General features: G+C 66.3%; 22 protein-coding genes. 21 read left to right on the forward strand and 1 reads right to left on the reverse strand.

What is annotated here, in order from left to right; all coding sequences use genetic code 11:
• Nucleotides 1-10 precede the first annotated feature (10 nt).
• Nucleotides 11-1,249, forward strand: coding sequence for a beta-ketoacyl-ACP synthase II (gene fabF / locus ASC37_RS09605; protein WP_055424168.1), 1,239 nt, complete (start codon nt 11-13; stop codon nt 1,247-1,249).
• Between the two features lie 360 nt (nt 1,250-1,609).
• Here the strand turns inward: fabF and nadB are convergent, their stop codons facing one another.
• Complete coding sequence (gene nadB, locus ASC37_RS09615; RefSeq protein ID WP_055424170.1) at nt 1,610-3,220, reverse strand: L-aspartate oxidase; 1,611 nt, start codon at nt 3,218-3,220, stop codon at nt 1,610-1,612.
• 143 nt (nt 3,221-3,363) lie between these two features.
• Between nadB and rpoE the strand changes: the two genes are divergently transcribed.
• The 20 genes from rpoE to dnaB all read left to right on the forward strand — a co-directional run bounded on the left by rpoE (nt 3,364) and on the right by dnaB (nt 18,898).
• Nucleotides 3,364-3,966, forward strand: a complete 603-nt coding sequence (gene rpoE, locus ASC37_RS09620; protein ID WP_028875091.1) for an RNA polymerase sigma factor RpoE — start codon at nt 3,364-3,366, stop codon at nt 3,964-3,966.
• Nucleotides 3,967-3,974: 8 nt separating this feature from the next.
• Nucleotides 3,975-4,511: a sigma-E factor negative regulatory protein gene (locus tag ASC37_RS09625; RefSeq protein WP_055424171.1), complete on the forward strand. Its 537-nt coding sequence runs from the start codon at nt 3,975-3,977 to the stop codon at nt 4,509-4,511.
• A gap of 5 nt (nt 4,512-4,516) precedes the next feature.
• Complete coding sequence (locus tag ASC37_RS09630) at nt 4,517-5,479, forward strand: MucB/RseB C-terminal domain-containing protein (protein WP_218054559.1); 963 nt, start codon at nt 4,517-4,519, stop codon at nt 5,477-5,479.
• Nucleotide 5,480: 1 nt separating this feature from the next.
• On the forward strand, nt 5,481-5,738 hold the full coding sequence (locus ASC37_RS09635) for a glutaredoxin family protein (RefSeq protein ID WP_072247982.1): 258 nt from the start codon (nt 5,481-5,483) through the stop codon (nt 5,736-5,738).
• A gap of 58 nt (nt 5,739-5,796) precedes the next feature.
• Complete coding sequence (gene lepA, locus ASC37_RS09640) at nt 5,797-7,590, forward strand: translation elongation factor 4 (protein WP_055424192.1); 1,794 nt, start codon at nt 5,797-5,799, stop codon at nt 7,588-7,590.
• 34 nt (nt 7,591-7,624) lie between these two features.
• On the forward strand, nt 7,625-8,413 hold the full coding sequence (gene lepB, locus ASC37_RS09645) for a signal peptidase I (RefSeq protein WP_055424173.1): 789 nt from the start codon (nt 7,625-7,627) through the stop codon (nt 8,411-8,413).
• Between the two features lie 14 nt (nt 8,414-8,427).
• Nucleotides 8,428-8,805: a DUF4845 domain-containing protein gene (locus ASC37_RS09650; RefSeq protein WP_055424174.1), complete on the forward strand. Its 378-nt coding sequence runs from the start codon at nt 8,428-8,430 to the stop codon at nt 8,803-8,805.
• On the forward strand, nt 8,802-9,488 hold the full coding sequence (gene rnc, locus ASC37_RS09655) for a ribonuclease III (protein ID WP_055424175.1): 687 nt from the start codon (nt 8,802-8,804) through the stop codon (nt 9,486-9,488). Before ASC37_RS09650 ends, rnc begins: the two co-directional genes overlap by 4 nt.
• 40 nt (nt 9,489-9,528) lie before the next feature.
• Nucleotides 9,529-10,434, forward strand: coding sequence for a GTPase Era (era, locus tag ASC37_RS09660; RefSeq protein ID WP_055424176.1), 906 nt, complete (start codon nt 9,529-9,531; stop codon nt 10,432-10,434).
• Between the two features lie 6 nt (nt 10,435-10,440).
• Entirely contained in the window at nt 10,441-11,145 is a 705-nt protein-coding gene (recO, locus tag ASC37_RS09665; protein ID WP_055424177.1) for a DNA repair protein RecO, read from the forward strand.
• Nucleotides 11,142-11,891 (forward strand): pyridoxine 5'-phosphate synthase, encoded by a 750-nt coding sequence (locus ASC37_RS09670; protein ID WP_055424178.1) that lies wholly within the window; start codon nt 11,142-11,144, stop codon nt 11,889-11,891. The genes recO and ASC37_RS09670 overlap by 4 nt, the downstream gene beginning before the upstream one ends.
• Nucleotides 11,888-12,295: a holo-ACP synthase gene (gene acpS, locus ASC37_RS09675; RefSeq protein ID WP_055424179.1), complete on the forward strand. Its 408-nt coding sequence runs from the start codon at nt 11,888-11,890 to the stop codon at nt 12,293-12,295. The genes ASC37_RS09670 and acpS overlap by 4 nt, the downstream gene beginning before the upstream one ends.
• 13 nt (nt 12,296-12,308) lie before the next feature.
• Nucleotides 12,309-13,370, forward strand: a complete 1,062-nt coding sequence (gene nagZ / locus ASC37_RS09680; RefSeq protein ID WP_055424180.1) for a beta-N-acetylhexosaminidase — start codon at nt 12,309-12,311, stop codon at nt 13,368-13,370.
• A 12-nt stretch (nt 13,371-13,382) separates the two neighbouring features.
• Nucleotides 13,383-15,182, forward strand: coding sequence for an excinuclease ABC subunit UvrC (gene uvrC, locus ASC37_RS09685; protein WP_055424181.1), 1,800 nt, complete (start codon nt 13,383-13,385; stop codon nt 15,180-15,182).
• Nucleotides 15,183-15,216: 34 nt separating this feature from the next.
• Nucleotides 15,217-15,789 (forward strand): CDP-diacylglycerol--glycerol-3-phosphate 3-phosphatidyltransferase, encoded by a 573-nt coding sequence (pgsA, locus tag ASC37_RS09690; RefSeq protein ID WP_055424182.1) that lies wholly within the window; start codon nt 15,217-15,219, stop codon nt 15,787-15,789.
• 109 nt (nt 15,790-15,898) lie between these two features.
• Nucleotides 15,899-16,282 (forward strand): 30S ribosomal protein S6, encoded by a 384-nt coding sequence (gene rpsF, locus ASC37_RS09695; RefSeq protein WP_055424183.1) that lies wholly within the window; start codon nt 15,899-15,901, stop codon nt 16,280-16,282.
• A gap of 15 nt (nt 16,283-16,297) precedes the next feature.
• Nucleotides 16,298-16,609, forward strand: a complete 312-nt coding sequence (gene priB / locus ASC37_RS09700) for a primosomal replication protein N (protein WP_072247983.1) — start codon at nt 16,298-16,300, stop codon at nt 16,607-16,609.
• The gene (gene rpsR, locus ASC37_RS09705; protein ID WP_028875107.1) at nt 16,602-16,850 is read left to right on the forward strand and encodes a 30S ribosomal protein S18; all 249 of its coding nucleotides are present in this window, start codon (nt 16,602-16,604) and stop codon (nt 16,848-16,850) included. The genes priB and rpsR overlap by 8 nt, the downstream gene beginning before the upstream one ends.
• A gap of 13 nt (nt 16,851-16,863) precedes the next feature.
• On the forward strand, nt 16,864-17,313 hold the full coding sequence (gene rplI, locus ASC37_RS09710) for a 50S ribosomal protein L9 (protein WP_055424184.1): 450 nt from the start codon (nt 16,864-16,866) through the stop codon (nt 17,311-17,313).
• A gap of 208 nt (nt 17,314-17,521) precedes the next feature.
• Nucleotides 17,522-18,898 (forward strand): replicative DNA helicase, encoded by a 1,377-nt coding sequence (dnaB, locus tag ASC37_RS09715; protein ID WP_055424185.1) that lies wholly within the window; start codon nt 17,522-17,524, stop codon nt 18,896-18,898.
• The last annotated feature ends 495 nt before the right edge of the window (nt 18,899-19,393 follow it).

Here is a 19,393-nt window from a genome sequence, read left to right on the forward strand (position 1 = left end):
GGAGCCAACCTTGACCCGTCGCAGAGTCGTCGTCACCGGGATGGGGATCATTTCCCCGGTCGGCAATACCGTCGAAGAAGCCTGGGCCAACATCGTCGCCGGGCGCTCCGGCATCGTTCCCATCAGCCGTTTCGATGCTTCCGGTTTTCCGGTGCGCATCGCCGGCGAGGTCAAGGGGTTCGACGTCGAGGCCTACATCCCCAAGAAAGAAGCGCGCCGCATGGATACCTTCATCCACTACGGGATGGCGGCCGGCATCCAGGCCGTGCGCGATTCGGGGCTTGAGATCACCGAAGACAATTCCGAGCGCATCGGCATCAACATCGGCTCCGGCATCGGCGGTCTGCCGATGATCGAAGAGACGCACGGCGAATTCCTCAAAAGTGGCCCGCGGCGCATCTCGCCTTTCTTCATTCCCGCCACCATCATCAACATGATCTCCGGCCACCTGTCGATCCATTTCGGCATCAAGGGGCCGTGCCTGGCGATGGTGACCGCCTGCAGTACCGCCACGCACTGCATCGGCGAGGCGACGCGCATGATTCAGTACGGTGACGTCGATGTGATGATCGCCGGCGGGGCCGAATCGACCGTGACGCCGCTGGCGATCGGCGGCTTCGCCTCGGCCAAGGCGCTCTCCACGCGCAACGACGAGCCCGAACGGGCGAGCCGCCCCTGGGACAAAGACCGCGACGGTTTCGTGCTCGGTGAGGGAGCAGGGGTGTTGGTGCTCGAGGAATACGAGCACGCCAAGGCCCGCGGCGCGCGCATCTATGCCGAGGTGGCCGGCTACGGTATGAGCGCCGACGCCTTCCACATGACGGCGCCGTGCGAGGATGGCGATGGGGCGATGCGCTGCATGCGCAACGCGCTCAAAGACGCGCGGATGGCGCCCGACGAGATCGACTACATCAACGCCCACGGCACTTCCACGCCGCTGGGCGACGTGGCCGAGACGCTGGCGGTGAAGCGCACTTTCGGCGAGCACGCGCGGCAGCTGGTGGTGAGCTCGACCAAGTCCATGACCGGGCACCTGCTGGGCGCGGCCGGCGGGGTGGAGGCCGTATTCACCGTGCTCGCGCTGCATCAGCAGATCGTGCCGCCCACCATCAACCTCGAAGAGCCCGGCGAGGGGTGCGATCTGGATTATTGTCCCAACGTCGCCCGCCCCACGCGCATCCGTGCCGCCCTGTCCAATTCCTTCGGCTTTGGCGGCACCAACGGCACGCTGCTCTTCAAGCGGGTCTGATCCATGGAGGGTACGGCGCAGCCCTACCGGCTCGTCGTGCCCTTGCCGCGGTATTCGACCGGCCTGGCGCTCGCTCTGGTCGCGGCGGGGTTCGTCCTCTCCTTCGTATATTTTCCTTGGCCCAAGGCGGTCGCACTCGCCGTCGCCTTTGTGGCTGTCGGCATCCGGTGGCACCGGTCGTGTTCCGCTACGAAGGCCCTGTGGTTGTGGCCCGGCCACCACCTTGCATTTGCCGCGGACGATGCGCCGCGCCATCGCACCGACGCCTGGCGCTTCGGCCCCTGGGTGATCTTGCGCGCTTGCCCGCGGCGCGGCGGCCGCGGCGCAACTTATCTCATCGAGCTGCCGTCCTTGTCCGAGTCAGACCGTTGGGCTTTGGCGCACTGGTGTGCCACTGGCCGGCCGCCGCGGTCTTAGGATGGTATCGCGGGCGACCGGCAGCATCTCGGGATAGTCCTTGGTGTAATGCAAGCCGCGGCTCTCCTTTCGTCTGAGCGCGCAGCGCACGATGAGCTCGGCCACCGTCACCAGGTTGCGCAGCTCGATGAGGTCGTTGCTCACCCGGAAATTCGCGTAGTACTCGGCGATCTCGCGCTCCAGCAACCGGATGCGGTGCATCGCCCGCTGCAGGCGCTTGGTCGTGCGCACGATGCCGACGTAGTCCCACATGAAGCGGCGCAGCTCGTCCCAGTTGTGCGCGATCACCACTTCCTCGTCGGCGTCGGTCACGCGGCTCTCGTCCCAGTCGGGCAGCGGCAGGGGCGCGCGCCGAGGCTGCGCCAGCATGTCCTGCACCGCGGCTTCCCCGAAGACGAGGCACTCGAGCAGCGAATTGCTCGCCAGGCGATTGGCGCCGTGCAGCCCCGTGCAGGTCGACTCGCCCACCGCGTAGAGGTGCGGCAGATCGGTGCGGGAAGCCAGATCCACCTTGACGCCGCCGCAGGTATAGTGCGCCGCCGGCACCACCGGGATCGGCTGCTTGGTGATGTCGATGCCCAGTTCCAGGCAGCGCGCGTAGATGTTGGGAAAATGGCTGCGGATCCAGTCCGCATCCTTGTGCGTGATGTCGAGATAGACGCACTCGATGCCGAGCCGCTTCATTTCGTAGTCGATGGCGCGCGCCACGATGTCGCGCGGCGCGAGTTCGGCGCGCGGGTCGTGTTTTGGCATGAAGCGCTCGCCATTGGGCAGCCGCAAGATGCCGCCTTCGCCGCGCACTGCCTCGCTGATGAGGAAAGACTTGGCGTGCGGGTGATAGAGGCAGGTGGGATGGAACTGGATGAACTCCATGTTTGCCACGCGGCAGCCGGCACGCCAGGCCATGGCGATGCCATCGCCCGTGGCGGTGTCCGGGTTGGTCGAATAGAGGTAGACCTTGCCCGCGCCGCCGGTGGCGAGCACCGTGTGCCCGGCGGAGAAGGTGCGCACGTGTCCGGCCTGCCGGTCGAAGACATAAGCGCCGAGGCACCCCAGTTCGGGCCGACCGATCTTCGCGCCGGTGATGAGGTCGATCGCGATGTGGTGCTCGAACACCTGGATGTTCGGATGCGCTTTCACCTTGGCGGTGAGCGTCTGCTGCACGGCCGCACCGGTGGCATCCGCCGCGTGGATGATGCGCCGCTGCGAGTGTCCGCCCTCGCGGGTGAGATGGTACTGGCCGCGCTCGTCGCGCGAGAACGGCACCCCTTGGGCGATGAGCCAGTCGATGGCTTTCTTGCCGCGTTCGACCACGAAGCGCACGGCTTTCGGGTCGCACAGCCCTGCGCCGGCTACGAGCGTGTCGCGCACGTGCGCTTCGATGCTGTCGGCATCGTCGAGCACCGCCGCGATGCCCCCTTGGGCATAGGCGCTGGCGCTCTCCATCAAGGTGCGCTTGGTGACGAGGGCGACCTTGTATTGGTCGGCGAGTTTCAGCGCCACGCTCTGACCAGCGAGGCCGCTGCCGAGGATGAGGACGTCGAAGTGTTCCATCGCGGACAGGAAAGAGGGGGTGGGGAATCGAAGGGTATCACAACGGCGGAACCAAATCGCCGCTCCCGAAGTCGATTTCGGCAAATGTCGGCGAAGCGAGTGGGTATAATGAACTTCCGACAGGGAAGTCAGGCTCGCTTTCGATGACCAACCGAGAAATCGACCAACAGCTCGTGGCGCGCGCGCGGCAAGGCGACAAGAACGCCTTCGGGCTGCTCGTGTCGAAATACCAGCGCAAGGTGCAGCGGTTGTTGTCGCGCCTGGTGCGCGACCCGGCGGAGGTGGAAGACTTGACGCAGGAGACCTTCATCAAGGCGTATCGGGCGCTCGACTCGTTTCGCGGCGACAGCGCCTTCTACACCTGGCTCTACCGCATCGCCATCAACACCGCAAAGAATCACCTGATGGCCTCCAACCGCCGTCCAGCGGTGAGTGCCACCGTCCATGAAACGGAGGAGGGAGAGACGTGGGACGAACTCGACACGCTCAGCGACAGCGAGACACCGGAAAACCTGCTCCTCACCCAGGAGATCGCCCAGACGGTGGAAGAGGCGATCCAGTCCCTGCCCGAAGAATTGCGCATCGCGATCACGCTGCGCGAGCTCGAAGGGCTCAGCTATGAAGAAATCGCCCAGGTGATGGGCTGCCCGATCGGCACCGTGCGCTCGCGGATCTTTCGCGCCCGGGAGGCGATCGCACACCGTTTGCGGCCGCTGCTCGACACGGCCCCAGATCGACGTTGGTAGGAAACGACATGATGCGCGACACGAAAACGACTCCAGAAGCGCTGTCGGCCCTGATCGATGGTGAGCTCGACGGCGCTGACGCCGCGTTTTGGGCCGAACGGCTCGCGAGCGACCCGGCATTGTCGGGGCGCTGGGCGGCCTATCATCTCATTGGCGAAGCGCTGCGCGGAGAGCTCGCCACGCCGATGCGTGATCTACGGGCATCCATCCTTGCCCGCATAGACGCCGAGGCTCCAGCCCTGGCAGTCGTGCCGCTGCCCCGGCGACCTGCCGCCAACGAGCCCCGTCTGCGCTGGATGGCCACGGCCGCCGCCGTGGCGGTGGTCGCCACCGCTGGCTGGGCCGTGTGGCAGGCGCCGCGTGAAGCGGGCGGCGAGGCCTTGCCCCTGCGCCAGGCTGCTGCCGATGCGGCTCCCCAGGTCCAGGAGGAGGCGAGCGTCGACGAGCGCTTCTACTGGGTGGCCTATGGCAACGCGCATGGGGCCAATGGTCCCGGCAGCCTTCGTTATGCCCGAGTGATGGCGCAGACGCGAGGTACGCATTGATGCCCGTGGCTCGCACACTGACGGTGGCGCTGTGCCTCGCTGCCGTGCTCGCCGCCGCCTCCGCCCGGGCGGCAGAAGACCTGCAGCGTTGGGTCGAACGGGCGCTCGCCCCTTCTGCCGCCGATTATCACGGTACGGTGGTCCTGCAGATCGGTGACAAGATGCAGACCCTGCGCGTGACCCATCTGCTCGCCGACGGCAAGCCCCTGGAATGGGTCGAGGTGCTAGAAGGCGCGCCGCGCGAGACCATACGCATCGGCGACGAGGTCCGCTGTTTCCTGCCCGAGGATCGCGTCGTCCTGATCGATCGCGCTGCCGGGGCCGCGGGGCTTTCCTATCATCCGGTCGGCTCCGTCGGTCGCATCGAATCGTCCTACCGTCTCGAATCCTTGGGCATGGACCGCGTCGCCGGGCGCGAGGTGCTCGGCGTGCGCTTCGTGCCGCGCGATGCCTTGCGCTTCGGGCAGGATTGGTGGATCGATCGGGAAAGCGCGGTCGTGCTCAAACGGGTGGTGTGGGAAGAAACGCCGGCCCGCGCCCTGGAAACGCAGACTTTCTCCGATTTTCATTTGGGCGCCGCGACCCAGACCGCCGTCGTCCGGCAGAAATTCTCCTCCCGCAGCGAGTGGCGGCACGTCGACCTGCGGGGCAAATCCGTTGGCGCCAGTGAAACCGGCTGGGAGTTCGGCGCCTTGCCGTCCGGGTTTCAGCTCGAGGGGATCCTGCAGCGCCGCGGTCCCTCGGGCAAGACGGTCACGCAGTGGCTCATCGGTGATGGGCTCGTTACCGTGTCGGTCTTCTTCGAGCCCTGGGAGGGAACCGAGACCTCCGAGCAAGTCGAACGTTTCGGCGCGACGACGGTGGTGCGGCGCCAGGATCCGGGTGCCTTGCGTACCGCCATGGGGGAAGTGCCGTCTGCGACGCTGCAAGCCCTCTTGGCCGCCATGACGCGCAAAGGGGGGTCCTGAAGTGCCGCGTTCGCGCGAACTGTGGCTGCTGTCGCGCCCGCAATGCCATCTGTGCGATGAGATGCTGGAAGAATTGGCGCCCATCGCGCAACGCCATGGCTTTTCCGTGGTCAAACGGGATGTCGATGCGGATCCGGCCTGGCGCGAGCGCTACGGCCGGGCGATTCCGGTCGTGCTGCATGGCAACGTGGAGTTGTGCCGCCATCGCTGCGATGCGGCAAAAGTTCATGCCTATTTATCCCGTTTTCCGTTAGAATGATCCCAATGAACCGTCCTTGCCGCTCCTCACTGCCCTGCGGGGCTTTTTTTGTTTGCCGATGAAAAACATACGCAACTTCTCGATCATCGCCCACATCGACCATGGCAAGTCTACGCTCGCCGATCGGCTCATCCAGTATTGCGGCGGCCTGTCCGAGCGCGAGATGGAAGATCGCGTGCTCGACTCGATGGATCTCGAGCGCGAGCGCGGCATCACCATCAAGGCGCAGACCGCCACGCTCAGCTACCGGGCGCGCGACGGCCAGACCTACGAGCTCAACCTCATCGACACCCCGGGGCACGTCGATTTCTCCTACGAGGTGAGCCGCTCGCTGTCGGCCTGCGAGGGGGCGCTGCTGGTGGTCGACGCTTCCCAAGGGGTGGAGGCGCAGACGGTGGCCAACTGCTACACCGCCATCGAGCTCGGTGTCGAGGTGGTGCCGGTGCTCAACAAGATCGACCTGCCGCAGGCCGATCCGGAACGCGCGCGCGCCGAGATCGAAGACGTCATCGGCGTGGATGCGAGCGAAGCCGTGCTGTGCTCGGCCAAGACGGGGCTGGGCATCGAAGAGGTGCTCGAAGCCGTGGTGCGCCGGGTGCCGCCGCCGCGTGGCCGGCCCGACGCGCCCACCCGCGCGCTCATCATCGATTCCTGGTTCGACAACTACGTCGGCGTCGTCATGCTGGTGCGCGTGGTCGACGGGCGGCTCGCCCGCGGCGAGCGCATCCGCCTGATGTCGACCGGGGCCGAATATACGATCGAGCGGCTCGGCGTCTTTACGCCGCGCTCGCTCGAGCGCGACGCGCTCGAGTGTGGCGAAGTGGGCTTCGTGGTGGCCGGCATCAAGGAATTGCGCGCCGCCAAGGTCGGCGACACGATCACCACCTTGCCCCGCGCCGCCGCCGAGCCGCTGCCCGGCTTCCGCGAGATCAAACCGCAGGTCTTCGCCGGCCTCTATCCGGTGGAGTCGAGCGAATACGATTCCCTGCGCGAGGCGCTCGAAAAGCTCAAGTTGAACGACGCGGCGCTGCAGTTCGAGCCCGAGACCTCGCAGGCGCTGGGATTCGGCTTTCGCTGCGGCTTCCTGGGACTGCTGCACATGGACATCGTGCAGGAGCGGCTCGAGCGCGAGTTCGGCCAGAACCTCATCACCACGGCGCCTTCGGTCGTCTATGAAGTGGTGCTGCGCTCGGGCGAGGTGCAGCGCATCGAAAACCCCTCGCGCCTGCCCGATCCGAGCAAGATCGAAGAGATCCGCGAACCCATCATCACCGCGCACATCTTCGTGCCGCAGGACTACCTCGGCCCCGTGCTCACCCTGTGCAACCAGAAGCGCGGCGTGCAGATCGACCTGCGCTACCACGGCCGCCAGGTGCACGCCATCTTCGAGCTGCCGATGAACGAAGTGGTGATGGACTTCTTCGACCGCTTGAAGTCCGTGTCGCGCGGCTATGCCTCGCTCGACTACGAATTCAAGGAATACCGCCCGGCCGATCTCGTCAAGCTCGACGTGCTCGTCAATGGCGAGAAAGTCGATGCGCTCTCGGTGATCGTGCACCGCGCCAGCGCCCAGCGCCGCGGTCGCGAGCTCGTGGAGAAACTGCGCAGCCTCATTCCGCGGCAGATGTTCGACGTGCCGTTGCAGGCGGCGATCGGCTCGCACATCATCGCGCGCGAGACGATCAAGGCGCTGCGCAAGAACGTGCTCGCCAAATGCTACGGTGGCGACATCTCGCGCAAGAAAAAGCTGCTGGAGAAACAAAAGGCCGGCAAGAAACGCATGAAGCAGGTCGGCAACGTCGAGATCCCGCAGGAAGCCTTCCTCGCGGTGCTGCGTACCGACGAAGCCTGAGCGGCCTCGCTGCACTCGTCCAAGGCAGGGAACCATGAATTTCGCGCTGATCCTCTTTCTGCTCACGCTCGCCACGGGCGTGCTGTGGGCGTTCGATCGCTGGGTGGCGGGCAAACGCCGCCCAGAGGGCGCTCCTGCACCCTGGTGGGTCGAATATGGAGCGAGCTTCTTTCCGGTGATCCTCGCCGTCTTTGCATTGCGCTCCTTCGTGGTCGAGCCGTTCAAGATCCCCTCCGGCTCGATGATCCCGACGCTGCTCGTGGGCGACTTCATCCTGGTCGACAAATTCTCCTACGGCATCCGCCTGCCGCTATTGAACCGCGTCGTCATCCCCGTGGGGCACCCGCAGCGCGGCGAGGTCATGGTATTCCGCTACCCGGCCGATCCTTCGGTCGATTACATCAAGCGCGTCGTCGGCCTGCCGGGGGATTACGTCGAATATCTCGACAAGAAGCTGCGCATCAATGGCGTGCCGGTACAATACGACCCGCTACCGGACTATTTCCATCCCGATCGGTTGTATTATTCCACCCGCTGGCGCGAGCATCTGGGAGAGCATCCGCACGACATCCTCGTCGATGACGTCGCCCCTCCTTTCGTCACGCAGCGGCTCGAGTTTCCCTATGCCGACCGCTGCGAATACAACCGGCGGGGAGTGCGCTGCTTCGTGCCGCCTGGCCACTATTTCGTCATGGGCGACAATCGCGACGGCAGCAGCGACAGCCGGGTGTGGGGCTTCGTGCCGGAGGAAAACATCGTCGGCAAGGCCTTCTTCATCTGGCTGAACCTCTCCGACCTGTCGCGCATCGGTCGAATCCAATGAAAAGGAGCGCAGGCATGGACACAGTGATGAGACGGGGGCAACGCGGGGTCAGCTTGCTGGGAGTGATCTTCTGGGGCGTGATCGTCGGCCTCGGGCTGATCCTCGCCCTGCGCATCGTTCCCGTCTATACCGAATATGCCGCAGTCAAACGCGCCATCTCCGAGCTCGCCCAGCGGGCCGAGCCGCAGACCCCGCCCTCGCAGCTACGCAGCGAATTCGACAAGTTCGCCACGATCGATGATTTCACTTCCGTGAGTGGGCGCGACCTCGTCATCACCCGCGAAGAGGGGCGCACGAAAATCGAAGTCCATTACCAGCGCCTCGTTCCCTTGTTCGCCAACGTCAGCCTCGCCTTCGATTTCGAGGCCCACGGTACGATAGGCGCGCCATGAGTGAGGCAGGAAGACGGTGGCAGGCGCTGCAGGAGCGCCTCGTTTATCGTTTCCACGATCTCGATCTGCTCACCACCGCCCTCAGACACCGTAGCGCGGGCGAAGGACACAACGAGCGCCTAGAGTTCCTCGGCGATGCCGCGCTCGACCTGGCGGTGGCCGAGCTCCTCTATCGCCGCTATCCCGAGGAGCCTGAAGGGATCCTCTCGCGCGCCCGCGCGAGCCTCGTGCGCCAAGAAACTTTGGCCGCAGCCGCCCTGCGCCTGGGGCTGGACGAGTTGCTCGTCATCGGCGAGGGCGAGCGGCGCGCCGGCGGCAACCGTCGCCCTTCGCTCCTTGCCGACGCGCTGGAGGCCATCGTCGGCGCGGTGCTGCTCGACGGTGGCTATGAGGCCGCGCGCGAGCTGGTGGCGCGCGTTCTCGAGCCGGAACTCGCCGCGCTCGGCCCGCTCGAACGCCTCAAGGATCCCAAGACCCGCCTGCAGGAATGGCTGCAAGGGCGGCATCACCCCGTGCCGCGCTACGAGATCGTCAGCGTCAGCGGCCCGGCGCACGCGCAGCACTTCAGGGTGCGGGCGCAGGCCGAGGCGATCGGGCTTTCCGCCGAGGGCGAAGGGCCCAGCCGCCGCGCCGCCGAACAAGACGCCGCCGCCAAGATCCTGGCGCAGTTGGGAGAGACCTGAACCCTTGCCCGCGCCCTGCGGGCACTTTGCCTGAGTTCCGATGAACGATACTTCTTCTGCTTCCGCCTTTCGCGCCGGCTATGCCGCCATCGTCGGCCGGCCCAACGTCGGCAAATCCACCCTCACCAACCGCCTCGTCGGCCACAAGGTGAGCATCGTCTCGCGCAAGCAGCAGACGACGCGCCACCGTGTCCACGGTATCCTCACCACCGACCGGGCGCAGTTCGTCTTCGTCGACACGCCCGGCTTCCAGACGCGGCACAAGCGCGCCCTCAACCGGCTGATGAACCGCACGGTCACCCAGGCGCTCTCCGAGGTCGACGTCATCGTCTTCGTGATCGAGGCTTGCCGCTTCACGGCCGAGGATGCTCAGGTCATGGACCTGCTGCCGGAGCACGTGCCGGTCGTGCTCGTCATCAACAAGGTCGACCGGTTGAAAGACAAGAAGCTGCTGCTGCCCTTCATCGCCGAAATGGCGCAGCGCCGCCCCTTCGCCGAGATCGTGCCGCTGTCGGCGGAAAAGGACGAGCACACCGACGAGCTCCTGCGGGCCCTCGAACCCTATCTGCCCGAGGGCGAGCCGATCTACGACCCCGACATGATCACCGACCGCAGCGAGCGTTTCCTCGCCGCCGAATACCTGCGGGAAAAAGTCTTCCGCCTCGTGGGCGACGAGCTGCCCTATGGCATCGCCGTGGAGATCGAGCGCTACGAAACCGAGGGAAACTTGCGCCGTATCTATGCTTCAGTGATCGTCGAGCGCGAACCGCACAAAGCCATCATCATTGGCCGCGGGGGTGAGCGCATCAAGCGCATCGCCACCGAGGCACGCCAGGAGCTGGAAAATCTGCTGGAGGCGCGCGTCTATCTCGAAGTCTGGGTCAAGGTGCGCAGCGGCTGGGCCGACGACGAACAGGCGCTGCGCTCTCTGGGCTACGACGGCTGAGGGCGCATGACGCGGCGGCAACGGGTCGAGGCCGAGCCCGCCTACGTCTTGCACGCGCGGCCTTGGCGTGAAACGAGCCTGCTGCTCGAGGTGCTCACGCTCGAACACGGGCGCTTGGCGCTTGCCGCCAAAGGGGCGCGCCGCCCTGGCTCCCAGCTGCGCCCGGTGCTGCTCACTTTCCAGCCCCTCGTGCTCGGCTGGAGAGGGGCGGGCGAAGTGCGTACCCTCACGCGGGCCGAGTGGGCGGGGGGTGTGCCGCTGCCGCGAGGAAGGGCTCTGTGGTGCGGGTATTATCTCAACGAGCTGGTGCTGCGGCTGCTCGCGCGCGAGGATCCCCATCGCGAGGTCTTTCTCGCCTATGACACAGCGGTGCGCGCGCTCGCCAGGGGGGAGGCGCTCTCGCCCGTGCTGCGCCGCTTCGAGCTCGCCTTCCTCGCCGCGCTGGGCTACGGTCTGGATTGGCCGCAAGCCGCAGCCGGGCGCTACCGCTTCGAGCCGCGTGCGGGCCTGGTGCTGCTTGCTGAGGGGGAAACGGCAAGATCAGGCGAGGCAATACTGAGCGCCGAGACGCTGGAAGACGTACGCGCCGGCCGCTGGAGCCGGCCGGAGACGCTCGCCGAAGTGCGCGCGCTCACGCGCCGGCTCATCGACCACGCCCTCGACGGGCAGGAATTGCAAGCACGACGCATGTTACGGGAGCTGCTCGAATGATCGAACTCGGAGTGAACATCGACCACGTTGCCACCCTGCGCCAGGCGCGCCGCACCTATGAGCCTGATCCGGTGTGGGCCGCGGTGGAGGCGCACCTCGGCGGGGCCGACGGCATCACGGTCCATCTGCGCGAGGATCGCCGTCACATCCAGGACGCCGACGTCCGGCGCCTGCGCGAGCTCACCCAGATCAAGCTCAATCTCGAAATGGCGCCCACCGACGAAATGGTGGCGATCGCCTGTTCCCTGAAACCCGAGATGGCCATGCTGGTTCCCGAGGGGCGCCAGGAGATCACCACCGAAGGGGGGCTCGACATCGTGCGCGACGAGGCCCGCCTGCGTGGCGTGGTCTCCCGTTTGCGCGACGCCGGCATCGTCGTCAGCGTCTTTCTCGATGCCGATCCCCGCCAGGTCGAGGCGGCGAGCCGCATCGGCGCCGAAGTGTGCGAGGTGCATACCGGTCCCTATGCCCACGCCTTCCATGCCGCCGGGCGCGATCTGGAGCGTCCCGCCGTGCAGGCCGAACTCGACAAGGTGCGCCGCGCGGGGGAGGCGATCGTAGGGCTGGGCATGCGCTTCAACGCCGGGCATGCCCTCAACTACTACAACGTCCAGCCGGTGGCGGCGCTACCGGGCGTGCGGGAACTGCACATCGGCCATGCCATCGTCAGCCGCGCCGTCTTCACCGGCCTGCGCGAGGCCGTGCGCGAAATGAAGCGGCTGATGCGCGAGGCCGCGGCCCGATGATCGTCGGCGTGGGTACCGACCTCGTGCGCATCGATCGCCTCGCCGCGGCGCTGGCGCGCCACGGTACGCGCTTTGCCGAACGCATCCTCGCCCCGGCCGAGCGGGAAGCCTTCTCCCGCGCCCTCGCGCCCGAGCGCCTGCTCGCCAAGCGCTTCGCCGCCAAAGAGGCTTTCGCCAAGGCCTGGGGCACCGGGCTTGGGGCGGCGCTCGGCTGGCAGGATCTATGGGTGGCGCACGACGCGCGCGGACGCCCCTTCTTCGCCTTCGCCGAGGCGCTCGCGGCGCGACTCGCCGCGGCCGGCCTGCGGGCGCACCTGAGCCTCTCCGACGAGCGCGAGCACGCCGTTGCCTTCGTCGTGCTCGAGCGCGCCGAGGGCGAATCCCCGCTTTTCCCTCCCGCCTGAAAAGTTCCTTCTCATGGACCACACCGCCCTACCGCCCGGCCTCTTGATGATCGATCTCGCCGGCCTCGAACCGAGCCCGGAAGAACTGCGCCGTCTCGCCCATCCGGCCGTGGGCGGCGTCATCCTCTTTGCCCGCAACTATCGCGATTCGACCCAGCTCGCCGCCTTGGTCCAGGCGATACGTTCTGCCCGCCCAGGGCCGCTGGTCATCGCCGTCGATCAGGAAGGTGGGCGCGTGCAGCGTTTCCGCGGCGACGGCTTCACCCCGGTCGCCCCCATGCGCCGGCTCGGCGACGAATACGAGCGTGATCCCGAGCGGGCGGTGATGCTGGCCTACGACGTCGGCCTCGTCCTCGGCGCGGAACTCGCCGCGCACGGCATCGATCTCACTTTCGCGCCGGTGCTCGACGTCGAAGCTGGCGTGAGCGCGGTGATCGGCGATCGCGCCTTCAGTCACGATCCCGCCGTGGTCGCGCGCCTTGCCCAGGCGCTGGTGGCGGGGCTTGCCATGATGGGGGTGCGCGCCGTCGGCAAGCACTTTCCCGGTCACGGTGCGGTGGCGGCCGATTCGCACGAGACGCTGCCGGTCGATTCCCGCCCTTTCGAGGCGATCTGGCAGCGCGACCTCGTGCCCTACCGCCATCGACTCTTGCGTTCGCTGGCCGGCGTCATGCCCGCCCACGTGCGCTATGAACGCTGTGCCCCGGAACCTGCGGGGTTTTCCGCCTTCTGGCTGGGCGAAGTGCTGCGCCAACGGCTCGGTTTCCGCGGGGCCATCCTCTCCGACGATCTGGGCATGGCCGGGGCAGGGGCCGCGGGGGATGAGCCTCAGTCCCGCGTCGCGGCGGCGCTGTCGGCCGGTTGCGACCTGGCGCTCGTGTGCAATCGCCCCGACTGGGTGGCGCACCTGCTCGAAGCGGCGTGGCCCCAGGCGGCACCCGATGCGATCGCCCGCCGCCAAGGACTGCTCGGTTCTCCGCGCATCCCCGATCCCTTCGAGCTCGAGCTCTTCGAACCCTACCTGCAGGCGCGCGAGCGCGTACGCGACTGGTCGCAGCGCCATGCCTGGTTCTGATCCGTTCCTGCCATGAAGTTCGACGCTTCCGCTTTCCTGCAGACGGTGCCCGAATCGCCCGGCGTCTATCGCATGATCGGCGCCGACGAGACCGTGCTCTACGTCGGCAAGGCGAAGAACCTGCGCCGACGCCTGGCGAGCTACTTCCGCGCCCGGCTGCCGAGTCCGCGCATCGCCTTGATGGTGCGCCAGATCGAACGCGTCGACATTTCGCTCGTGCGCTCCGAGGCCGAAGCGCTCATCCTCGAGAATCACCTCATCAAGACGCTGGCACCGCGCTACAACATCCTCTTTCGCGACGACAAATCCTATCCTTACATCCGGCTCACCGGCGGCGACTTTCCCGCCATCCAGACCTACCGCGGTGCCCTGCACAAGGGGGAGCGCTATTTCGGCCCCTATCCGAACGGCTGGGCGGCGCGCGAGAGCATCCAGCTCGTGCAAAAGCTCTTCGAGCTGCGCACCTGCGCCGATTCGGTGTTCCGCAACCGTTCGCGCCCCTGCCTGCTGCATCAAATCCACCGCTGCACCGCCCCCTGCGTCGGCAAAGTGAGCGCAGAGGAATATCGGCAGCAGGTCGAAATGGCCGCGCGCTTTCTCTCCGGCAAGTCGACCGAGGTGATCGAGACGCTCACCGTGGCGATGAATGCGGCAAGCGAGCGGCTCGACTTCGAAGAGGCCGCCCGGCTGCGCGACCGCCTCCGGGCGCTGCAGTCGGTGCTGCACCAGCAGGCGGTCGACAGCCGCCGCGACGAAGACGTCGACATCCTCGTCGTCCTCGCGCACGCCGGGCTCGTGTGCGTGAACCTCGCCATGGTGCGCGGCGGGCGGCATCTCGGCGACCGTCCCCTCTTTCCGCAGCAGGCCGAGGGCGCCGAGCCGGTTGACGTGCTGCACGCCTTCCTCGAGCAGCACTACCAGGACCGGCCTTGGCCCGATCGCATCCTCACCAACCTCGCTTCGCCGGAACTCGCCGAATTCGTGGAATTCCTTGCCGAACGCCCCATTGCCGTGAGCGCCGGGCGCGGTGCCACCGACCGCGCCTGGCTGGAGATGGCCGAAGCGAACGCCCGGGTGGCGATCGAGGCGCGTGCGCGCGGCGGTGAGCGTGCCCGAACCCAGCTGCAGGAGCTGGCTGCGGCGCTCGACCTGCCCGAGCCGCCGCGGCGCATCGAATGCTTCGACATCAGCCATACCATGGGCGAGGCCACCGTGGCCTCCTGCGTCGTCTGGGAGGGGGAGGGGATGAATCCCTCGCAATACCGGCGCTACCACATCGAAGGCATTACGCCGGGCGACGACTATGCCGCCATGCGCCAGGTGCTCACCCGCCGCTATGAGCGGGTCGCCGAGGGCGAGGCGCCGCGCCCGGATCTCGTGCTCATCGACGGCGGCAAGGGGCAGCTCGAGGTCGCCGCCCGGGTGCTCGACGAACTCGGGCTCGAGCTGCCGCTCGTGGGCGTGGCCAAGGGCGAAGCGCGCAAGCCCGGCCTCGAGACCCTCGTTTTCGCCGACGGACGGGCGCCGCTGCAGCTGCCACCCTCCTCGCCGGCGCTGCATCTCATCCAGATCGTGCGCGACGAAGCGCACCGCTTCGCCATCACCGGACACCGCGCCCGTCGCGCCAAGGCCCGCACCGGTTCCCGCCTCGAGGACATCCCCGGCATCGGCCCCAAACGGCGCAAGGCGCTGCTCGCAGCCTTCGGCGGGCTCGACGGAGTGAAGGAGGCCACCGTCGAAGACCTATGCCGCGTGCCCGGCATCGACCGGCAGCTCGCCCAAACCCTCTATAATGCGCTGCACGGCCACTGACGGCAGACAGGCGCACGAAGGAACAGGGCGAACGATGCACTGGAACATTCCCAATCTCCTCACCTGGGGGCGAATTGCCCTCATCCCCGTCTTCGTCCTGCTCTTCTATCTTCCCCAGGGCTGGCTGCACCCCCAAGTCATCAATCTTTGGGCCACCGTCATCTTCACCGTGGCCGCGATCACCGATTGGCTCGATGGCTACCTCGCCCGTCGGCTCAGGCAGCAGTCGCGCTTCGGCGCCTTCCTCGACCCGGTGGCCGACAAGCTGATGGTCGCGGCCGCCCTCATCGTCCTCGTCGATCTGGGCCGGGCGCATGCGCTTGCCGCCCTCATCATCATCGGGCGCGAGATCACCATCTCGGCTCTGCGCGAATGGATGGCCGAACTCGGCAGCCGCGGCTCGGTGGCCGTGGCCTTCATCGGCAAGCTGAAAACCACCGTCCAGCTCATCGCCATCCCCGTGCTCCTCTACTGGAGCCCCTTGCCGCACTTCGATACCCCCTTCTGGGGGCAGGCGATGCTCTGGCTGGCAGCCCTGCTCACCATCGTCTCCATGGTCTATTACCTTCGCCGCGCCTGGCCGCTGCTGCGCGAGGGCATGGCCTGAACGTCTGTCGCTTGCTGGACAACCCCATCGTTCGCCGCTATACTAATCGTTTCCCTTGCCTCACCGGACCGCATGCCGGGAGGCTGCTCGTCAACCACAAGGAGTCTACATGCGCCACTACGAAATCGTCTTCATCGTCCATCCGGACCAGTCCGAACAGGTTCCGGCCATGGTCGAGCGCTACCGCAACCTCATCACCGGCCGCGGCGGCAAGATCCATCGCCTCGAAGACTGGGGGCGCCGCCAACTCGCCTATCCCATCCAGAAAGTGCACAAGGCGCACTACGTCCTGATGAACATCGAGTGCGACGGCGAGACCCTCAACGAACTCGAGACCGCCTTCAAATTCAACGACGCCGTGCTGCGCCACCTCACCGTGCGCATGGACAAGGCCGTCACCGAGCCTTCGCCGATGATGAAGGAAGAGAAGTCCCGCTCCCTGCTGGAAGCGCCAGCGGCCGAATCCGCCGCCGAAGCCAGCCCGGCGGCCTGAGGCTTTGTCCGCCCGGTGTGCAACCGCGTGGAACTCGACGGCGTGTTGATCTCCAGCCGCGGCCTGCGCTACACGCCGGCAGGCATCCCGGTCTTCGAGGGCGTGCTCGCGCATCGTTCGACGCAGACCGAAGCCGGAGCCGAGCGCCGCATCGAATTCGAGCTCGGCATCAAGTCCTTGGGGGAATGCGGACGCCGGCTCGCCGAACTGCCGCTGGGAACCCGGATCCGCTGCCTCGGCTTCCTCGCCGCTCGCACCCTGAAGAGCCGCACGCCCATTCTGCATATCACCGAATTACGACACATGGAAGGAAACGAACATGGCTAGACCCGAACGGGGCGGACGCGGATTCTCCCGCCGCCGCAAATACTGCCGCTTCACGGCCGAAGGCATCGAGCAGATCGACTACAAAGACGTCGAGCTGCTGAAAGACTTCATCACCGAAGTCGCCAAGATCATGCCGGCGCGCATCACTGGCACCAGCGCCCGCTACCAGCGCCAGCTCGCCACCGCCATCAAGCGTGCCCGTTTCCTGGCGCTGCTGCCCTACACCGACCAGCACGAGTGAGCGGAGGCCCGACATGCAAGTCATCCTGATGGAGAAGGTCACCAACCTCGGCAACCTCGGCGACATCGTCAAGGTCAAAGACGGCTACGCGCGCAACTACCTCATTCCCCAGAAGAAGGCCAAGCGCGCCACGCCCGAGAACATCGCCGAATTCGAACGCCGCCGCGCCGAGCTCGAGCGCCAGCAGGCCGAGAAACTCGCCGCCGCCCAAGCGCTCGCCTCGCGCCTCGAAGGCATCACGGTGCAGATCACCCGCAAGGCTGGCGAAGACGGCCGTCTCTTCGGCTCGGTCACCAACATCGACATCGCCGAAGGTCTGCAGCAGCTGGGCTATGACATTCCCCGCGCCCAGATCCTCATGCCTCAAGGCCCGATCAAGAGCGTCGGCGAGACCGAGCTCGAGATCGCGCTGCACACCGACGTGCGCGTCACCATCAAGGTCTCGGTGCTCGGCGAGCACTGATTCCTGCCGTACGCCTCGCCCGACGAGCGCCGTGCCTTCAGGTCCGGCGCTCGTTGCTTTTTCGGCGTTAGAATGAACCCATGCCTCGGGTCTCGAGATCCGCGGGGCAACTCCCGACGGGAACCTCCTCTTCACAGAGATAATCTGGCGTGGGAGCGGTGTAACCTTTTCCAAGCCATTTCGCCCGGTCACGGGTGTGGATTGAACCATGTCTGACGAACTTCTGCTCGCTCCTTCCTCCACGGGTTTCAAACTACCGCCGCACTCGCTCGAAGCTGAACAGGCGCTGCTCGGCGGGCTGCTCCTCGACAATACCGCCTGGGATCGCGTCGCCGATCTCGTCGGTCCCGACGACTTCTACCGCGACGAGCATCGGCGCATCTTCCGCCACATCAGCCGCCTCGTCGAACAAGGTCGCCCCGCCGACGTCGTCACCGTCCACGAATCGTTGGAAAAAAGCGGAGAGGCGGAAGCCGCCGGCGGCCTCGCCTACCTTGCCGAACTCGCCAACCAGACGCCGTCGGCTGCCAACGTCCGCCGCTACGGCGAGATCATCCGCGAGCGCGCCATTCTGCGCAAACTCATTGCCGTGGCCGACGAGATCGCCGCCTCCGCCCTCAGCCCCATGGGGCGCGAAGCCAAGTCCTTGCTCGACGAAGCCGAAGCCAAGATCTTCGAGATCGCCGAAGCCGGTGCCCGCAGTCTCACCGGCTTCATTCCCATCGGGCAGGCGCTCAAGCTCGTCGTCGACCGTGTCCAGGAACTCTACGACCGAGCCGACCCCAGCGAGGTCACCGGCATTCCCACCGGCTACGTCGATCTCGACGAAAAGACCTCTGGCCTGCAACCCTCCGATCTCATCATCCTCGCCGGTCGCCCCGCGATGGGGAAGACGACGCTTGCGCTCAACATTGCCGAACACGTCGCCATCCATCAGCGCCTGCCGGTGGCGGTCTTCTCCATGGAGATGCCCAGCACCCAGCTCGCCACGCGCTTCCTCGCCTCGCTCGGGCGCATCGACATGCAGAACTTGCGTCGAGGGCGCCTCTCCGACGACGATTGGCAACGTCTGACCGCCGCCATGGGCAAGCTCTACGAAGCCCCCATCTTCATCGACGAAACCCCTGGCTTGAACCCGATCGACCTCCGTGCCCGCGCCCGACGTCTCGCCCGCCAATGCGGCAAGCTCGGACTCATCGTCATCGACTATCTGCAGCTGATGACCGGCACCCGCGAGAGCGACAATCGCGCCACCGAACTCTCCGAAATCTCCCGCTCGGTGAAGTCCCTCGCCAAAGAGCTCAACGTGCCCATCATCGCACTCTCCCAGCTCAACCGCAGTCTGGAACAGCGCCCCAACAAGCGCCCGGTCATGTCGGATCTGCGCGAATCTGGCGCCATCGAACAGGATGCGGACATCATCATGTTCATCTACCGCGACGAAGTCTATAACCCCGACACGCCCGACAAAGGCGTGGCCGAGATCATCATCGCCAAACACCGAAACGGTCCTACCGGAACCATCCGCCTCAGCTTCTTCGGCGAGCACACCCGCTTCGAGAGCTTCGCCTCTGCGGCGTTTTGAAGCGAGTCGGCGCTGGCATCGGCTGCCTCTATGAAGGGATAAGCAAAAACCGCGCCACATCTCTTTGCGCCCCCTTGCATTCTGTGGCGCGACCCCCTACAATGCGCCCTCTCTCGCGCTGCTGCTGCTGGAAGCGAATGGGCGAAGCGGTGGGAAGGCCTGTGGAGCCGGGTCGAGGCAGTACGAAGGGGCTGGCTTCGAAGGTATGTTGTCAACAAATAGAACTGTCCGGTTTCGTAGCACATAAACTGTCCGCTTTTCCGAGCCGGGGAGGGAAGGCGTGAAGGGCGTAGCCCGGAGCGCCTTCCCTCCCCGGCAGGCGCCGCGGCGGACCTACGCGACAACCTGCAGTTCGGGGGTTTGCAGCTGACCGTCAGCCGTGTAGCGCGCGAGCCTTCTCGGGCCATGGAAGATCGCCAGCCGCCCGTCCAGGTAGCGATGCACCCGTACCTTGACCTTCACGTAGTGCATGCGATAGCGATCCGGCGGGATTTG

Origin of the sequence: Tepidiphilus thermophilus, from assembly GCF_001418245.1 — a bacterium.
Lineage (GTDB): Bacteria > Pseudomonadota > Gammaproteobacteria > Burkholderiales > Rhodocyclaceae > Tepidiphilus > Tepidiphilus succinatimandens.

What these genes read in the sequence shown, in the direction of transcription:
- lepA (WP_055424192.1), top strand. Translation starts at nt 5,797, where the DNA reads ATGAAAAACATACGCAACTTCTCGATCATCGCCCACATCGACCATGGC.
- lepB (WP_055424173.1), top strand. Translation starts at nt 7,625, where the DNA reads ATGAATTTCGCGCTGATCCTCTTTCTGCTCACGCTCGCCACGGGCGTG.
- nagZ (WP_055424180.1), top strand. Translation starts at nt 12,309, where the DNA reads ATGGACCACACCGCCCTACCGCCCGGCCTCTTGATGATCGATCTCGCC.
- rpsF (WP_055424183.1), top strand. Translation starts at nt 15,899, where the DNA reads ATGCGCCACTACGAAATCGTCTTCATCGTCCATCCGGACCAGTCCGAA.
- recO (WP_055424177.1), top strand. Translation starts at nt 10,441, where the DNA reads ATGACGCGGCGGCAACGGGTCGAGGCCGAGCCCGCCTACGTCTTGCAC.
- rplI (WP_055424184.1), top strand. Translation starts at nt 16,864, where the DNA reads ATGCAAGTCATCCTGATGGAGAAGGTCACCAACCTCGGCAACCTCGGC.
- ASC37_RS09625 (WP_055424171.1), top strand. Translation starts at nt 3,975, where the DNA reads ATGATGCGCGACACGAAAACGACTCCAGAAGCGCTGTCGGCCCTGATC.
- dnaB (WP_055424185.1), top strand. Translation starts at nt 17,522, where the DNA reads ATGTCTGACGAACTTCTGCTCGCTCCTTCCTCCACGGGTTTCAAACTA.
- ASC37_RS09650 (WP_055424174.1), top strand. Translation starts at nt 8,428, where the DNA reads ATGGACACAGTGATGAGACGGGGGCAACGCGGGGTCAGCTTGCTGGGA.
- acpS (WP_055424179.1), top strand. Translation starts at nt 11,888, where the DNA reads ATGATCGTCGGCGTGGGTACCGACCTCGTGCGCATCGATCGCCTCGCC.
- rnc (WP_055424175.1), top strand. Translation starts at nt 8,802, where the DNA reads ATGAGTGAGGCAGGAAGACGGTGGCAGGCGCTGCAGGAGCGCCTCGTT.
- ASC37_RS09670 (WP_055424178.1), top strand. Translation starts at nt 11,142, where the DNA reads ATGATCGAACTCGGAGTGAACATCGACCACGTTGCCACCCTGCGCCAG.
- rpoE (WP_028875091.1), top strand. Translation starts at nt 3,364, where the DNA reads ATGACCAACCGAGAAATCGACCAACAGCTCGTGGCGCGCGCGCGGCAA.
- uvrC (WP_055424181.1), top strand. Translation starts at nt 13,383, where the DNA reads ATGAAGTTCGACGCTTCCGCTTTCCTGCAGACGGTGCCCGAATCGCCC.
- pgsA (WP_055424182.1), top strand. Translation starts at nt 15,217, where the DNA reads ATGCACTGGAACATTCCCAATCTCCTCACCTGGGGGCGAATTGCCCTC.
- era (WP_055424176.1), top strand. Translation starts at nt 9,529, where the DNA reads ATGAACGATACTTCTTCTGCTTCCGCCTTTCGCGCCGGCTATGCCGCC.
- nadB (WP_055424170.1), bottom strand. Translation starts at nt 3,220, where the DNA reads ATGGAACACTTCGACGTCCTCATCCTCGGCAGCGGCCTCGCTGGTCAG.
- rpsR (WP_028875107.1), top strand. Translation starts at nt 16,602, where the DNA reads ATGGCTAGACCCGAACGGGGCGGACGCGGATTCTCCCGCCGCCGCAAA.